General features: G+C 60.6%; 12 protein-coding genes and 2 pseudogenes. 7 read left to right on the top strand and 7 right to left on the bottom strand.

Annotation, left to right across the window (positions count from 1 at the left end):
* Positions 1-34: 34 nt before the first annotated feature.
* Entirely contained in the window at positions 35-613 is a 579-nt protein-coding gene (locus A3C3_RS0118000; protein ID WP_028739756.1) for an exopolysaccharide biosynthesis protein, read from the bottom strand.
* 264 nt (positions 614-877) lie between these two features.
* On the opposite strand from A3C3_RS0118000, the gene A3C3_RS0118005 reads away from it, so the two are divergent.
* From A3C3_RS0118005 to A3C3_RS0118015, 3 genes are read left to right on the top strand one after another with little or no spacing between them, the layout of a single operon-like run.
* The gene (locus A3C3_RS0118005; RefSeq protein WP_022715974.1) at positions 878-1,537 is read left to right on the top strand and encodes a response regulator; all 660 of its coding nucleotides are present in this window, start codon (positions 878-880) and stop codon (positions 1,535-1,537) included.
* A complete protein-coding gene (locus A3C3_RS38645) occupies positions 1,534-2,931 on the top strand; it encodes a sensor histidine kinase (protein WP_022715975.1) in 1,398 nt (465 codons plus the stop codon). Before A3C3_RS0118005 ends, A3C3_RS38645 begins: the two co-directional genes overlap by 4 nt.
* On the top strand, positions 2,928-3,851 hold the full coding sequence (locus A3C3_RS0118015; protein WP_022715976.1) for an ROK family protein: 924 nt from the start codon (positions 2,928-2,930) through the stop codon (positions 3,849-3,851). The genes A3C3_RS38645 and A3C3_RS0118015 overlap by 4 nt, the downstream gene beginning before the upstream one ends.
* Positions 3,852-3,898: 47 nt before the next feature.
* Here the strand turns inward: A3C3_RS0118015 and A3C3_RS0118020 are convergent, their stop codons facing one another.
* The 4 genes from A3C3_RS0118020 to A3C3_RS0118035 form a co-directional block, all read right to left on the bottom strand.
* Positions 3,899-7,045, bottom strand: a complete 3,147-nt coding sequence (locus A3C3_RS0118020) for an efflux RND transporter permease subunit (RefSeq protein ID WP_022715977.1) — start codon at positions 7,043-7,045, stop codon at positions 3,899-3,901.
* Positions 7,046-7,072: 27 nt separating this feature from the next.
* Positions 7,073-8,209, bottom strand: coding sequence for an efflux RND transporter periplasmic adaptor subunit (locus A3C3_RS0118025; RefSeq protein ID WP_022715978.1), 1,137 nt, complete (start codon positions 8,207-8,209; stop codon positions 7,073-7,075).
* A 50-nt stretch (positions 8,210-8,259) separates the two neighbouring features.
* Positions 8,260-8,865, bottom strand: coding sequence for a TetR/AcrR family transcriptional regulator (locus tag A3C3_RS0118030; RefSeq protein WP_022715979.1), 606 nt, complete (start codon positions 8,863-8,865; stop codon positions 8,260-8,262).
* Positions 8,866-9,012: 147 nt separating this feature from the next.
* The gene (locus A3C3_RS0118035) at positions 9,013-9,444 is read right to left on the bottom strand and encodes an OsmC family protein (RefSeq protein ID WP_022715980.1); all 432 of its coding nucleotides are present in this window, start codon (positions 9,442-9,444) and stop codon (positions 9,013-9,015) included.
* Between the two features lie 306 nt (positions 9,445-9,750).
* Here A3C3_RS0118035 and A3C3_RS41630 point away from each other — a divergent pair.
* The 4 genes and pseudogenes from A3C3_RS41630 to A3C3_RS0118055 all read left to right on the top strand — a co-directional run bounded on the left by A3C3_RS41630 (position 9,751) and on the right by A3C3_RS0118055 (position 12,250).
* Positions 9,751-10,508: pseudogene (locus A3C3_RS41630) on the top strand (FadR/GntR family transcriptional regulator).
* Positions 10,505-10,879 (top strand): annotated as a pseudogene (locus A3C3_RS38655) (enolase C-terminal domain-like protein); the annotation flags it as partial. The pseudogenes A3C3_RS41630 and A3C3_RS38655, both read left to right, overlap by 4 nt.
* Before the next feature lie 100 nt (positions 10,880-10,979).
* Positions 10,980-11,378 (top strand): DoxX family protein, encoded by a 399-nt coding sequence (locus A3C3_RS0118050; protein ID WP_022715982.1) that lies wholly within the window; start codon positions 10,980-10,982, stop codon positions 11,376-11,378.
* A gap of 92 nt (positions 11,379-11,470) precedes the next feature.
* On the top strand, positions 11,471-12,250 hold the full coding sequence (locus tag A3C3_RS0118055; protein WP_022715983.1) for an SDR family oxidoreductase: 780 nt from the start codon (positions 11,471-11,473) through the stop codon (positions 12,248-12,250).
* 2 nt (positions 12,251-12,252) lie between these two features.
* On the opposite strand, the gene A3C3_RS0118060 is transcribed toward A3C3_RS0118055, so the two are convergent.
* Positions 12,253-13,470, bottom strand: a complete 1,218-nt coding sequence (locus tag A3C3_RS0118060) for an adenylate/guanylate cyclase domain-containing protein (RefSeq protein WP_022715984.1) — start codon at positions 13,468-13,470, stop codon at positions 12,253-12,255.
* Positions 13,471-13,530: 60 nt separating this feature from the next.
* Positions 13,531-14,553, bottom strand: coding sequence for a LacI family DNA-binding transcriptional regulator (locus A3C3_RS0118065; RefSeq protein ID WP_028739757.1), 1,023 nt, complete (start codon positions 14,551-14,553; stop codon positions 13,531-13,533).
* Between the last annotated feature and the right edge of the window lie 82 nt (positions 14,554-14,635).

The following is a 14,635-nucleotide window of genomic DNA, read 5'->3' on the forward strand; positions in this document are numbered from 1 at the left end:
GAGAAAATGCAACGCCGTATGAGCGAAAATTCGCTCAGGCGAACCAGTTTGTGACGAAGAAGATCGCAGCCTTGATAAGGCCGTAGATCACACCGCCAACGACGGTCAGTGAAATACCGGCCATGACCATTCCAAACGCCGAAAAGAGACCGTCCTTGCCCAATATGCCGAAGGAAAACAGGCAGATGGTAAAAGCCGGCAGGATGTTGCCGAGCGGGATCGGCAGCGTCAGGATGACCGCAAGAACTAGGCAGAGAAAGCCCACAAGGTATTCGGCAGGTGGCTCGACGAGGAAAGAAAGCCGCGGCTGCAGCATGCGCTCGGCAAAGGTGAGCCAACGGTGGATGCGCGAGACGATCGCTTCGAAATCCTCGCGCTTCATCGAGCGGCCGGCAATGACCTTCGGTAACCATGGCTTCAGCCCGAATGTCAGCTGCGCTGCGAGAAAGAGTAGTGGCGCACCGAGGATTGCGGAGGTTCCCGGCGGCGTCGGCACCAGATTGGGAATGGCAAAGACCAGCATGAGCGCACCGGTCGCACGGTCGCCCATCACCTCGAAAAGATCGCCGATCGAAATGCGCTCACGGCTCCTGTCGCCCGCAAGCTGCCTCAGGATGGCCGAGAGCCGTCGCCCCCTCGGGCGCGAACTCCTGATAAAACGCCTGCGTGATGTCTCCATTTCCTCGATTGTCATAGCGTCCCGGATCGTCGGCTTGCGACTAATACCATCCCAGTGTGAATCTTCTCTGTCGAATGCGCCGCCATCATGGCCGTGGGGGTTCTGGATCACGGCCATTACATGGCGATTTTTCGCCGGCACCCCTCGCTTGACCCTCAGCAAAAAGCAGCGCTACTGCTCTTGGCAAGGAGACATTGCGTGCGCATTCTTTTGGTTGAAGACGACGGGATGATTGGGGAAGCGGTGCGCGATCACGTTGCAGCGGCCGGTCATGCGATCGACTGGATGTGTACGATCGGCGATGCTGAAGCCGCTGCAGGCTCCGTCGACTACGGTCTGATCCTGCTTGATCTGCAGCTTCCCGACGGCAGAGGCATCGATTTCCTGAAACGGTTGCGTGACAACGGCATGGCAATGCCGGTGATAATCCTCACTGCGCGCGACCAGATTTCCGATCGCATCGAGGGACTGAACGCCGGCGCCGACGACTACCTCGTCAAGCCGTTCGATCTCGGAGAATTGCAGGCCCGCATCATGGCTGTCGCGCGCCGCTACGACGCCAATCCAAGGACTATCATCCGCATTGCCGATATCGAGATCGACCGGCCGCAGCACAGGCTTGCCATCGCCGGCGAGCCGGTCGTGCTGACGAGCCGCGAATGGGCTGTGCTCGATCTGCTCATCGCCCGTCCGGGCGCAATTGTGCCGAAGGACCGGATCGAGGAAGCCCTTTATGCCTTCGGCTCGGAGATCGAAAGCAATACGGTTGAGGTCTATGTCAGCCGGCTGCGCAAGAAGATCGGTCGCGACAGGATCAAGACCGCCCGCGGCATCGGCTACACGCTGGCGGAAGCATGAAACGCGAACCGAGCATCACGCGCCGGCTCATCCTGGCGCTCACAAGTGCCATGGTGATCTTCTGGCTCGCCGCGATCGGGCTCGGCATCCAGGTAATGCAGCACGAATTCGACGAGCTTTTCGACAGCGCCCAGCAGGAGACGGCCCAGCGCCTTTTGGCGCTGATCGTCGACGACCTGAACCCTCGCGCCGAAACGGACCCTTCCGGCGTCGCAATTTTGAATACGCCAGCCAGCCGCGAATATCTGACCTATCAGGTACGCGACAAGGACGGAAACGTCGTTCTGCGGTCCAATAACGCTTCGCCTGAACCTTTCGATGCGCCACTCGTCCGCGGTTTCCACAACAACGATCGCCAGCGCATCTATACCGAAGCGACCGCTGACGGCGCCCTGTTCATGCAGGTCGCCGATCGCCTCGGCAATCGCCGCGAAGCCGTGCGCGAAAGCGCCGTCACGCTGCTGCTTCCACTGATCGTGCTGATCCCGGCGAGTATCTTGGCCATCTGGCTCATCCTTGGTCGGGCGCTGAGACCGATCGAAATGCTACGCCGGGACATCGCCACCAAGGACAGCGGCAATATGGCAGCGGTTGAAGGCGACGAGTTGCCGAAAGAAATCAAGCCGATCGCTCGCTCGGTCAATCTTCTGCTCGCCCGTCTCCGGTCGGCCCTCGAAGCGGAACGCGAATTTACCGCTAACAGCGCTCACGAGCTCCGCACGCCGATTGCCGGCGCGCTGGCACAGACGCAGCGCTTGGCCGAAGAACTGTCGGCCGGTGCCGCCAGGACGCGGGCGCGGCAGGTCGAAAGCTCGCTCGTCGATCTCGGCCGCCTTGCCGAAAAACTGCTGCAGCTTTCACGCGCCGAAGCCGGCATCGGTGCCAGCGACAAAGCCGCCGACCTCAGCAAAGTGCTGGAGATGATCGTCAGCGACTACGAGCGCGACAGCCGCACCAAGGGGCGTATCAACTATATGCCCGACGCCGGAGCAACGCTTGTCCGTTATGCAGACATGGATGCCTTCGGCATCGTCATGCGCAACCTCATCGAAAACGCGCTGCTTCATGGCGACCAGGATCGGCCCGCCACGGTCAGCCTGGATAAGGCCGGGACCATCCGTGTCGTCAATGGCGGCCCTGCAATCCCGGAGGCCGATCTTACTGGTCTCAAGAAGCGCTTCCGGCGCGGCGCGACCAGCGCATCCGGTTCCGGCCTGGGCCTTGCGATCGCCGACCGCATTGTCTCCCAGATGGGCGGCACGCTGGAACTCCTCTCCCCGGCAAGCGACGAGACTTCCGGCTTCGAGGCGAAGGTGAACCTGCCGGCAAAGGACTTGCAAATCGGCCCGAAGGGTGCAAGCAGACGCGGAAACTTTCGGGGCAGAAAAGCATGATCATCTCACTCGACATCGGCGGTTCGGCGATCAAAGGCGGTATCGCACGCTCGGAAACGGATATCGTTCCTATGGGTCGCCGTCCGACGCCGAAGGATGATTTTGCTGCTTTCACCGAGACGATCCGTAGTTTCATAGCAGAGACTGGCGAAACACCTTCGTGCCTTGCCTTCTCGATTGCCGGCGTCGTCGATCCGGATACGCAACGTCTGACATGCGCCAACATTCCCTGCGTTCACGACCGCAGCCTTGCGGCTGATCTGGAGGCCGAACTTGGTTTTCCGGTGCTGATTGCCAACGACGCCGATTGCTTCGCCATGGCCGAAGCCGAACTCGGCGCCGGGCGCGGCCACCGCATCGTCTTCGGCGCGATCCTCGGCACTGGCGTCGGCGGCGGGCTCGTTTCCGACGGCCGGCTCGTCAACGCCTCGGGCGGTTTCGCCGGCGAATGGGGCCACGGCCCGATCCTCGCCTGCGAAGCCGGCAATCCCCCCGTGAAAATCCCAGCCCTTCCCTGCGGCTGCGGCCAGAAGGGCTGCGTCGATACAGTCGGCGGCGCCCGCGGCCTCGAGCGGCTTCACAAGACGCTGCACGACCTCGACTTCCCCAGCGAGGAAATCATCGCGCAATGGCAGCGGGGTGAGGAAAAGGCGACGAGCACAATCGACATCTATACCGATCTCGTCGCCTCGCCCTTGGCACTCACCGTCAATATCACCGGCGCGACCATCGTTCCGGTCGGCGGCGGACTTTCCAATGTCGAGCCGCTGCTTGCCGAACTCGACAGGGCCGTAAGAAGCCGCACGCTGCGCAGGTTCGACCNGCCGCTGATCGTGCGCAGCGAATGCCGTTTAGAGCCAGGCCTCATCGGCGCGGCTCTTCTGGGCCTGAAAGCGGAAGCGGTTTTAAGAGCATTTTGAGTGGGTTGATTGGAAAATGAAAATGGCGGGGCTTTCACCCGCCATTTTCACTCTGCTGCCAATGCCGGCGGATGATGGTCATCCGCCTCTTCCTGGTTGGCATTGGCATATTCGGTCTCCGTTTCCTTCGTCTTCGGCTCGCGGCCGAAGAAGAGGGCATAACCCGCTGGTAGCACGAGGATGGTCAGCACGGTCGCAACCAGAATGCCGCCCATCATCGCGTAGGCGAGCGGACCCCAGAAGACGCCGCGGGAGATCGGGATAAGGGCGAGAACTGCCGTCAGCGCCGTCAGCATGATCGGCCGGAAACGGCGCACGGCCGCACCCACGATCGCCTCCTCCCGGTGCATGCCCGCCTTGATATCCTGGTCGATCTGGTCGACGAGGATGATCGAGTTGCGGATGATGATGCCGAGCAGCGCAATCACGCCGAGGATCGCGACGAAGCCGAAGGGCGCGCCGCTGATCAGCAGTGCGGCAGAGGCACCGATGATGCCGAGCGGGCCGGTCGCCAGCACCAGCATCGCCTTGCCGAAATGCTGCAACTGCGCCATCAGCAGCAGGACGATGACGACGAGCATGATCGGCGCTTTGGCAGCGATCGAAGCCTGACTTTCAGCCGCATCTTCCGCACCGCCCTGGATTTCGATCTTGTAGCCGGCAGGCAGGCTGTCGCGCAGGCCCTTCATATCGGCATACATCTTCATCGCCACGTCGTTCGGCTGGATGCCGTCTGGCAGCGTCCCGCGGACGGTGATCGTCGGCAGGCGGTCACGCCGCCATTCGACGCCTTGTTCCATGACGGGGACGACCTTGGCGACCTGCGAGACCGGAACAAAGCCTCCGAAGTCGGTCGGGACATAGACCGAATTGACGGCCGACAGCAGCGAACGGCTGGAATCCGGCTCCCGGGCGACGATCGAGACCGTCTCTTCGCCGTCGCGGAAGTCGTCAAGCGACGTGCCGGACACGGCGGTCTGCAGCGTCTGGCGGACGCGCTGCGAAGTAACGCCGAGGGCGCGGGCACGATCCTGGTCGATCACCAGCTTCATGGCCGGCACCGGCTCCAGCCAATCGTCGTGGACGGCGCCGAGCTGCGGATTTTCGGCAAACTTCGCCTTCACCTGATCGGCGATACGGCGAACCTCCTGGCGATCCGGTCCCATGACGCGCATTTGCACGGGCCAGCCCGTCGGCGGACCGAGGAAGAGACGGTCGACCTTGCCGCGGATCGACGGAAAATCTTCCGCAAGGATGCTACGCAGCTTGACGATCAGCCGCTCCCGGGCAGGTTCGTCATTCGCGATGATCAGGAGCTGCGCGAAGTTTGGATTGCGAAGCTGCTGGTCGAGCGGCAAGAAGAAGCGCGGCGCGCCCTCGCCGATATAGGTGGCGATGAACTTCTTGTCCTTGTCATCCATCATCTTGGCTTCGAGCGCCTTTGCCTGCGTCTCGACTTCCTTGATGCTGGTCCCTTCCGGCAGCCAGAGATCGACGAGAATTTCCGGACGCGAAGATTGCGGGAAGAAGTTCTGCGGAATGAACTGGAACGCCCAGAGACTCGTCGCGAAGGTGAAGAGCGTGGCAGCCAGCACGATGATGCGATGGCGCACAGCCCATGCGACAGTGGTACGCAGGCGGCGGTAAAAGCGCGTGTCGAAGACATCATGATGCTCGCCGGCGTGCTTGCGCTGCTTGAGGATCATGTAACCCAGCCACGGCGTGAAATAGACCGCGACGAACCACGAGACGACGAGCGCGATGCCGACCACATAGAAAAGCGAGCGCACATATTCGCCGGCCGTCGATTCTGCAAAGCCAACGGGAATGAAGCCTGCCGTGGTGATCAGCGTACCGGTCAGCATCGGAAAGGCGGTCGAGGAATAGGCGAAGCTCGCCGCCTCGATCTTCACGAGGCCCTCTTCCAGTTTTCGTTCCATCATCTCGACGACGATCATCGCATCGTCGACCAAAAGCCCAAGCGCAATAATGAGCGCGCCGAGCGAGATGCGCTGCAGGTCGATGCCGAGTTCGTACATGATGGCGAAGGTCGCAGCCAGCACAAGCGGAATCGCTATCGCGATGACGAGGCCCGATCGCCAGCCGATCGATAGGAACGAGACGATCAGCACGATGACAAGCGCTTCGCCAAGCGCATGCATGAATTCGCTGATGGCGTCCGTCACCACATCCGGCTGATTGGATATCTGGTCGACGGAAACGCCGTAGGGAAGAGATTCATCGAAGCGCTGATAGGTCGCTTCGACATCCTTGCCGACATCCGTGACCTTGAAGCCCTTGGCCATGACCACGCCGACCTGCACGCTTTCGTGCCCGTTGAAACGGTATTTGCGTTGATAGGGGTCTTCGAGCCCAGAGGTAACGGTGGCAATATCACCGAGACGCGTCACCTGGTTGCCGGAACGCAGGCGTAGTTCGCGAATATCCTCGGCCTTCTTCACATCGCCTTCGACGGAAATACGCACCGAACGCAGCCCGGTATCGACAGAGCCGGCAGGATCGACTGTGTTCTGGCCTTTGATGGCATTTTGCAGGTCGAGGATCGTAAGCCCCCGTTCGGCAAGCGCCTTGGAGGAAACGTCGATGTAGATCTTTTCCGGCTGGTCACCGATGATGACGGCCTTCTCGACGCCCCGCGTCGAAAGCAGCATGTCGCGCGCCTGGATCGCGAATTTCTTCAGTTCCGGATAGGAGTAGCCGTCGCCGCTGATCGAATGAAGTGTGATGAAGGTATCGCCGAATTCGTCATTGAAATAGGGCCCGAGCAGGCCTTCCGGCAGCTCGTTCGAAATATCGCCGACCTTCTTGCGCACCTGATAGAAGGCATCCGCCACTTCCGCGGAGTTCGTGTCGCCCTTCACCTGCAGCGTAATGATTGCGCTGCCGGCACGGGTGTAAGAGCGAACGAAATCAAGGTGCGGCGTTTCCTGCAGCTTGCGCTCGATCTTGTTGACGACCTGATCCTCCATCTCCTGGATCGAGGCGCCGGGCCACATGGCTTGCACGACCATGACACGGAAGGTGAAATCCGGATCTTCCTTCTGCCCCATGCGCATCAGTCCGAGCGCACCGGTGATGATGATCAAACCGAAGAGGAAGCGTGCAATGCTGGGATGACCGATTGCCCAGCGCGACAGATTGAAGGAGCGCTTCTCGGTGGTCGAGTTGTCCATGACAGTATTCCCTCTCCTGGACAGCAATTATTGAACGGTGCCGGCGGGCTCGGCGGAAGCCGACTGCTCGCCCGGCACCGAGACCTTCAGGTTCTCGGTCATGAACTGCGTTCCGGCAGCAACAACGAGATCCCCGCTCTTCAAGCCATCGGTGACGTTGACGCCGTCGCCGGTGAAATCACCGACGTGGATTTGGCGTGCGTGCACGGTTGCCGCGCCGCGGTCGACGACCCAGACGATCTTCTTCCCATCCTTCTCGGCAAGTGCGCCCAACGGCACCGCGACATAGGGATCGGAGTTCGTAGCATCCGCCTCGATCGTCGCCGTCATACCGAGCAGAACACGCTGATCATTTGGCAGGCTGACGCGGACGGAAAAGGTCCGGGACTGCTGATCGGCGCTGCCTGAAACTTCGCGCACCTTGCCGTCAAGCACCAGCTTGTCATCTGACCAGAAGGTTGCCTTCACCGTCTTGCCCGGCTTGAATTCGGCAATATCGTTTTCCGACACCGCGATCTGAACTTCCTTCTCGCCGTCGATGGCAACGGCGACGACAGGCGTACCGGAGGCGACGACCTGACCCGTATCCGCGCTGACTGCGGTCACGATGCCGTTCTGATCGGCCTTCAGATCCGTGTAACTTACCTGGTTCTTCGCCTGATCGAGCGAGGAGATCGCAGCATCGCGCGTCGAAACAGCTTGGTCATAGGAAAGCGAAGCCTGCTCGAGCTGCGATTTCGGTGTGGCATTCTTGTCGAAGAGCTGCCCGGCACGCTTGTTTGCGAGATCTGCCGTCTGCACGCCCTTCTCGGCCGCCGCCAAGTTGGCTTCAGCCGTCTTCACCGCGAGCTGATAATCCGTCGAATCGATGCGCGCGAGCACATCTCCGGGCTTCACCCGATCGCCGATATTGACGAGTCGCTCCGTGATCTTGCCCGCAACACGGAAGCCGAGATTCATCTCGATGCGTGCTTTTACAGCGCCGGAATAGTCGAGGGCGCGCGTTTCGCCGGCCATGGCAATCTCCACGACCTTGACGGGGCGGACGATTTCCTTCGTCTCTGCCTTCTCCTCCTCGCTGCAGCCGGCAAGGCCGAGGCTGATGATGCCGACAAACGCGAGGCTGAAAATGGACGGCAGATTGCGTGTCTTGAGCGAAACCATCTTCGCACTCCTGATCGTTTCGTGTGTTTCTGGACGGCCTTGCCGTGCTGCTATTTCAATGCCTTGATCGAATACTCGATGAGTTCGTCAACGGTCGCGCGGTTGGTCTTGGCAAGACATTGCGCCACCATCTGCGGGTGGCAGAGCGTCACCGTGGCCGCACCGAAGCAGCGTGAAGCAACATCGGCATCTTGCTCGGCGAATTCACCGGCTGCGATCCCTTCGCGGATCACGCCGGCGATCAGTTCATGAGTGCTGTCGATATGCCGTTCAATGACATGCCAGTCGCGTTCGATCGCGACGACGACCATCTCGTGCACCTTCTGTTCATCAAGCATGGTGTCCAGTGTCATCTGATACTGGCCATACACAAATCGTCGCAGGCGCTCCGAGGCGCTGATCGGCAGGTGGCAGATGTCGTAGGCCTGCTTATAACTGGCAGCCAGCATGCGGCCGCAGATCGCCTGGTGGATTTCCACTTTCGAGGCGAAGAAGCGGTAGATATTGGCAGGCGACATGCCGAGGTCACGCGCCACATCGGCAACCGTCGTCTTGCCGTAGCCATAGTGGCGGAACAGGCGCTCTGCCGCATCGAGAATGCGCGTCACATTTTCCTGGCGCGTACTGTCCAGCATGTTTTCTGCGGTATCATTCATGCGTTTTCAGAAGCCTTACTTACGACTGACGAATTTTGAATTTCGTCATTCGTAAGACATCAGGCGTCATTTGTCAATATTCTGGTTACCACCAAAAAAATGCCGCGGCATCGGCTCGCGGCATTTAAAAATCAATAGTTGCGGAAATCAGTCCAGCTTGACCTCGAGTGTGATCGGCACGGCGGAAAGCGCCTTCGAAACCGGGCACCCCGCCTTCGCCTTATTGGCGAGCTCGGTGAAGGTCGCCTGGTCGGCGCCAGGAACCTTGCCGGTCAGCGACAGATGGATTGCGGTGATCGCGAAGCCACCTTCGACGCTCTCGAGCGTTACCTTTGCCGTAGTCTCCATCTCTTCGGCCGTAAGCCCCGCATCGCTGAGAATCAACGATAGCGCCATGGTGAAGCAGCCGGCATGGGCCGCGCCGATCAGTTCTTCCGGATTGGTGCCAGGAATACCTTCGAAGCGGCTCGCAAAACCATAGGGATACTCCTTCAACGCGCCGCTCTGTGTCGATATCCGTCCCTTGCCATCCCTGAGGCCGCCGGACCATTGAGCCGAACCTGTACGATTGATCTGCATGCCGTCCTCCTGTTTCGATTGGACTCATCCGGAAAGGACTTGTGCCGCTTCCCGCCGCAGAGAGGCCAAAGCCTCCCAAAACGGCAATATAAGGCTCTATCCGCAGAAGACGACAGCTATAAGAAAATCGGTCCCGATGGAGACCTGCGGCCGCCTGACTGCACGATGAATCATCATACCAAGAAATTGCCTTTGTATGATGATTGCAGCATAGGATTGTGCACATGCGCCGAGGAGACGTCGCATTGGCAAACCGAATTTCCAGTAGGATTCGCTCTGCTTTGCAGGTGAGAGGCGGAGAGGTCAGTGGACTCCATCGAGCAGCAGGGTGAGGGCGAAAAGCCGCGCGTCGAGCGCCGCCCGCGCGTTCGCCGAAACGTCACGGCCTCGATCGCGCAGGATATCTGTTGCGACCGTTATCCGGCAGGCCTGCCACTGCCGCGCGAAAACGACCTCTGCGAAATCTACTGCGTCAGCCGCACCGTCGTTCGCGAATCCCTGAAAATCCTGGAATCCAAAGGCCTCGTGCGCGGCAAGCCGCGTATCGGCACGACCGTCTGCGACAAGGACGACTGGAACATCCTCGATGCCGACGTGCTCGAATGGATGGGACCGCATCTCGAGGATTCCGACCTGCTCGGCTGCATCATCGAAGCCCGGCGCACCATCGAGCCTGCGGCCGCCGAATACGCAGCCGCACGTGCACGGCGCAGGAGATTGCCGATCTCGACAGCGCCTGGCGACAGATGCGCGATTGCGCCAACGATCCGGAAAGCTTCACCGATGCCGACATCATGTTCCATTCGGCGCTGCTAACCGCCAGCCACGACCAGGTGTTCCGGCGGCTTTCGAGCGCCATTCACGCCGCGGTGAAATATGCCCTGCACGCCTCGAATGTCGCGGTTAAAAACCGCGAGGACGCAGTTGCCTTTCACGGCGAACTGGTCGAGGCACTCAGGATGCGCGACCGAAAAAGGGCACGCGAATGCGCCAACCGGATGCTGGATCTTGCGGTGCGCGATCTTGCAGCCGTCAAGAAAGCGGCCAGCAGAACCAAATCATGACTGAAAATGGTGGCATCACCGAGTGCCGCAAGATCGCGGCAATGGCGGAAGCCTATGATGTGGAGGTTGCCCCGCATTGCCCGCTCGGGCCGATCGCGCTTGCCGCATGCCTGCAGGTCGATGCGGTTTCCTACAACGCCTTCATCCAGGAACAGAGCCTCGGCATTCACTACAACCAGGGCAACGATATCCTCGACTACATCTCCAACAAGGACGTCTTCAAGTACGCCGACGGCTTTGTCAGCATTCCCCAAGGGCCGAGTCTCGGTGTCGAGGTCGATGAGGCCCATGTCATCGAGCGCGCCAAGCAGGGCCACCGCTGGCGCAATCCCATCTGGCGTCATGCCGACGGCAGCTTCGCCGAGTGGTGAGAACCAACAAGAGTCGCGCCGAGCGGCCCTTTTTGTTGCACCGTGTAGGAGGCAGCACGCGCCATCCGTCATAGTGAAAGCTCACAGGAGGAGATTTCAAATGACCAGAGCAATTGCAGTGATCGTCGCACGCATTATCTTCAGCTTCATCTTCTTCATGGCGGCTGGCTTCAAGTTTGCCGACATGGGCGCCACGTCAACCTATATCGCCTCCGCCGGTTTTCCGATGGCCGGCTTCCTGGCATGGGTCGCGGCCTTCTTCGAGATGGCTTTGGCGCTAGCCTTGATAACCGGCGTCTTCTTTACGGAGGCAAGCCTGCTTGCCGGCACTTATGTCGTCTTCCTGGCATTCGCCTTTCATGGCCCGTCACGCTGGACGGATAACCAGGCGGAATTCGGCTTCTTTATCGACCACTTCAGCTTCCTCGCGGGACTTCTATTTGCCGCCGTGCACGGGCCTGAGAAGTGGGCGATCCGCCGCAGCCTGGTGAGGCTTTAAGGCCGCCAACCCGATAACTTCGCCCCCGCGCCGGAACCATGCCCCCCATTCGAACATTGCCCTAACGCAAAACCGAACGAGGGATTGGGAAAATGGAACTTCAGGGAAGAACTGCACTGGTCACCGGCGCGGGTTCCGGCATCGGAAAGGCGACCGCTCTGAAGCTCGCCGCAGAAGGCGCCAGGGTTGCCGTTTTGAGCCGCACCGGCCGCGAGGCGAAACAAACCCGCGACGAAATCCGCTCCGCAGGCGGGGAGGCGATCTCGCTGACGGCCGACACCAGCGACGAAGGCCTGATGCGCGACGCAATTGCAACGCTTCTCGGCAAGTTCGGAGGCATCGACATCGTCGTTGCCAATGCCGGCATCAATGGCGTCTGGGCGCCGATCGACGATCTGAAGCCGGAGGAGTGGGACAAGACCATGGCCGTCAACCTGCGCGGTACCTACCTCACCCTCCATCTCACCGTCCCGCATATGAAATCGAACGGCGGCTCCATCATCGTCGTCTCCTCGATTAACGGCACGCGGACTTTCACGACCCCTGGCGCGACCGCCTATACCGTCACGAAGGCCGGCCAGGTGGCGATGGTGCAGCAACTGGCACTGGAACTCGGCAAGCACGGAATCCGCGTCAATGCCGTCTGCCCGGGCGCCATCGACACCAATATCAGTGATAATACCAGGAGCCGCCACCGCGAGGAGACGGAAATCCCCGTCGTCTGGCCGGAAGGCGAAATTCCGATCAGCGGCGGCGAGGCAGGGCATAGCGCGGATGTCGCCGAAGCCATCCTCTTTCTTGCGACAGAGCGCTCACGTCACATTACCGGTACACCGATCTGGATCGATGGCGGCCAAGGCCTGCTGCGCTAGGGTCAGCCGCCGAGCCGCGCAGTTTCCAGCGTGTAAAGCTCCTGCGGCCGCTTGACGCCGCGCAGCGCATAACGGCCGATGCAGGCGAGGCCGCTGCGCTGAGCCTCAGGAATAGCAGCTGCAAAATCCGATGACATCAGTACGTTGAGATCGACCGACCGGCATATCGACGCGATGCGGCTGACCTCGTTGACCGCCGGACCAATGACGGTGAAGTCCAGCCGTTCCTGGCTGCCGATATTGCCGTAGAAGACATCACCGATATGCAGACCGAGATAAACGTCGGTCGTCGGCCTGCCATCGGCGGCGCGCTCTTGATTGAGCGTCGAAAGCCTCTTGCGCAACAGACCTTCGGCCCGCAATGCCGCGCGGCACGCTTCCGATTGCTCCTCATCCTTGAAAATCGCAAGCACACCGTCGCCGATAAGCTTCAACACGTCGCCACCTGCCTCATGGATCGCGGAGATCACCACTTCGCTATATGCGTTGAGCAGCGGCAGAATTTCTTCCGGTGGCGCGCTGTCCGATATCTTGGTGTAATTCAGAAGATCCGAAAACCAGAGTGCCGCCGAAATCCGCTCGGACTTGCCGCGCGTGATCTTGCCCTCCAGCACCTGCTTCGCTGCATCCTCGCCTAGATAGACCTCAGCGATCGTGCGCGCGATGCGGCCGAGCGCGATGCACTTGATTGCCAGCGCCAGGACCGGCACCAGCTTGCGCAGGATGGCAAGGTCGTGGTCGCAAAAGCCTTGCGGATGCCGGGTCGTAAAATGCGAGAAAAAGCAATCCATCTCGCCGATCGTACCAGCTTTGGCGAAGCGATGTACCATGGCGACGAAATCGGTGTGGCCCGCTTCGGCCATCTCGTCGAGCATGACGAAATCCGTCGGGTCGCCGAAGCCGATGCGGCGGCGCACCTCGCTCTCTTTGCCGGACCAGAGATAGTAGAAGGCCGAACGCTGCCAGTTATCCCGCGCACTGCCTTCGCCGGTCGGACCGTATTCGAATTCGGTCTCTATATCCTCCTGGCTGTCCCACCGGAAGGCACGGCCCTCATGCACCGGGTGCAGTGTATCCATAAGCGCCATGCCGCGATCGAGCGGCAGGCCGAATTCGCGGCAGGAAATGCAAAAGCCGGTCAGCAGCTCGACTTCGGAGGCACCCTTCAGTCCCTGTTCCGTCAGCCATGCGGCCACCGTTCCGACGTCGCTATATTCCATGTCGCCGATCCTCACTGTTGAAACCTGTACCCCGATTTCGTCGGCAAGGGAAAGACAAACTCAGCCGGGTACGGGCATATTGTAAGGTGTCACGATTTCGACGGTCGACAGCGAAGGCGCCGCGGGATGGCCCGAAAGCTGGCGGCCGATGATGGTCCGGAAGGCAGAGCGGGCGTCCATGCGCAAGTCGTGATGCAGCACGAAGCCGATCTTATGCGCAGCAAGCAGAGCCCGGTTATCGGCATCGAGATCATGCGCGACGAAGATCAGGATCCGCCGCTGCATCGCCTCGAAGGCCGCCAGAACCGCCTTGTTACCGCCGCCGATCGAATAGACGGCATTGATCGCCGGATCGTCTGCGATGGCGTGTGCCGTCTGCGTACCGGTCGCCGCATCGGTTCCGCGTCCCTCGCTGATTTCTGTAATGCCGATCTGCGGATAGCGGTCCCGGATGAGGCGGCGAAAGCCGATCTCCCGCTCTTCTTCGCCACGAAAGCGGCCGCTCGACAACGTCACCAGCACCTGGCCGGGGGCGCCGGAAAAGCGCTCGCCAATCAGATAGGCAGCCGTCTCTCCTGCTGCCCGGTTGTCCGCGCCCGCGTAAGCGGCGCGCAGCGAATTCGGCAGGTCCGTCACCAATGTGACAACGGGAATGCCCGCTTCGTCCGCGCGCGCTACGGCCGCGACGATCTCGGGGACATCGGGCGCCTTCAGCACGATCCCATGCGTTCCGCGAAGCCGAATGCGGTCGAGAAGCAGGACCAGCTCGGCCGGCTTCATCACCTCGGCAAAATGGAAGCGGCAGCGGAAAACCGTCGGCAGGAATGTCGCAACCTCGGCCTCGAACGCCGCCCGCACAGCAGTGCTGAAACGGTCCGGCGTCTCCATGACGATATCGATCGCGAACTTTCGTCCCGCCGTCTCGGCGCCGGTCTGCTGCTTCTCGAGTTCAACGATGGCAGCCCTGACACGCATCTCGGTCTGGCGCCGTACGCCGCCTCGTCCATTCAAGACGCGATCGACCGTTGCGGTGCTCAACCCCGCTTGAAAGGCAATATCCTTGACGAGGAATATATGCGCCATGCCCATACTGATGGTTTTTTGATGGATTTCTGATCTATAACACGCTCATCCTCGGCGTATAGTGCCATCATCAGAGATGGAG

It is taken from the genome of Rhizobium mongolense USDA 1844 (genome assembly GCF_000419765.1).
Classification (GTDB): domain Bacteria; phylum Pseudomonadota; class Alphaproteobacteria; order Rhizobiales; family Rhizobiaceae; genus Rhizobium; species Rhizobium mongolense.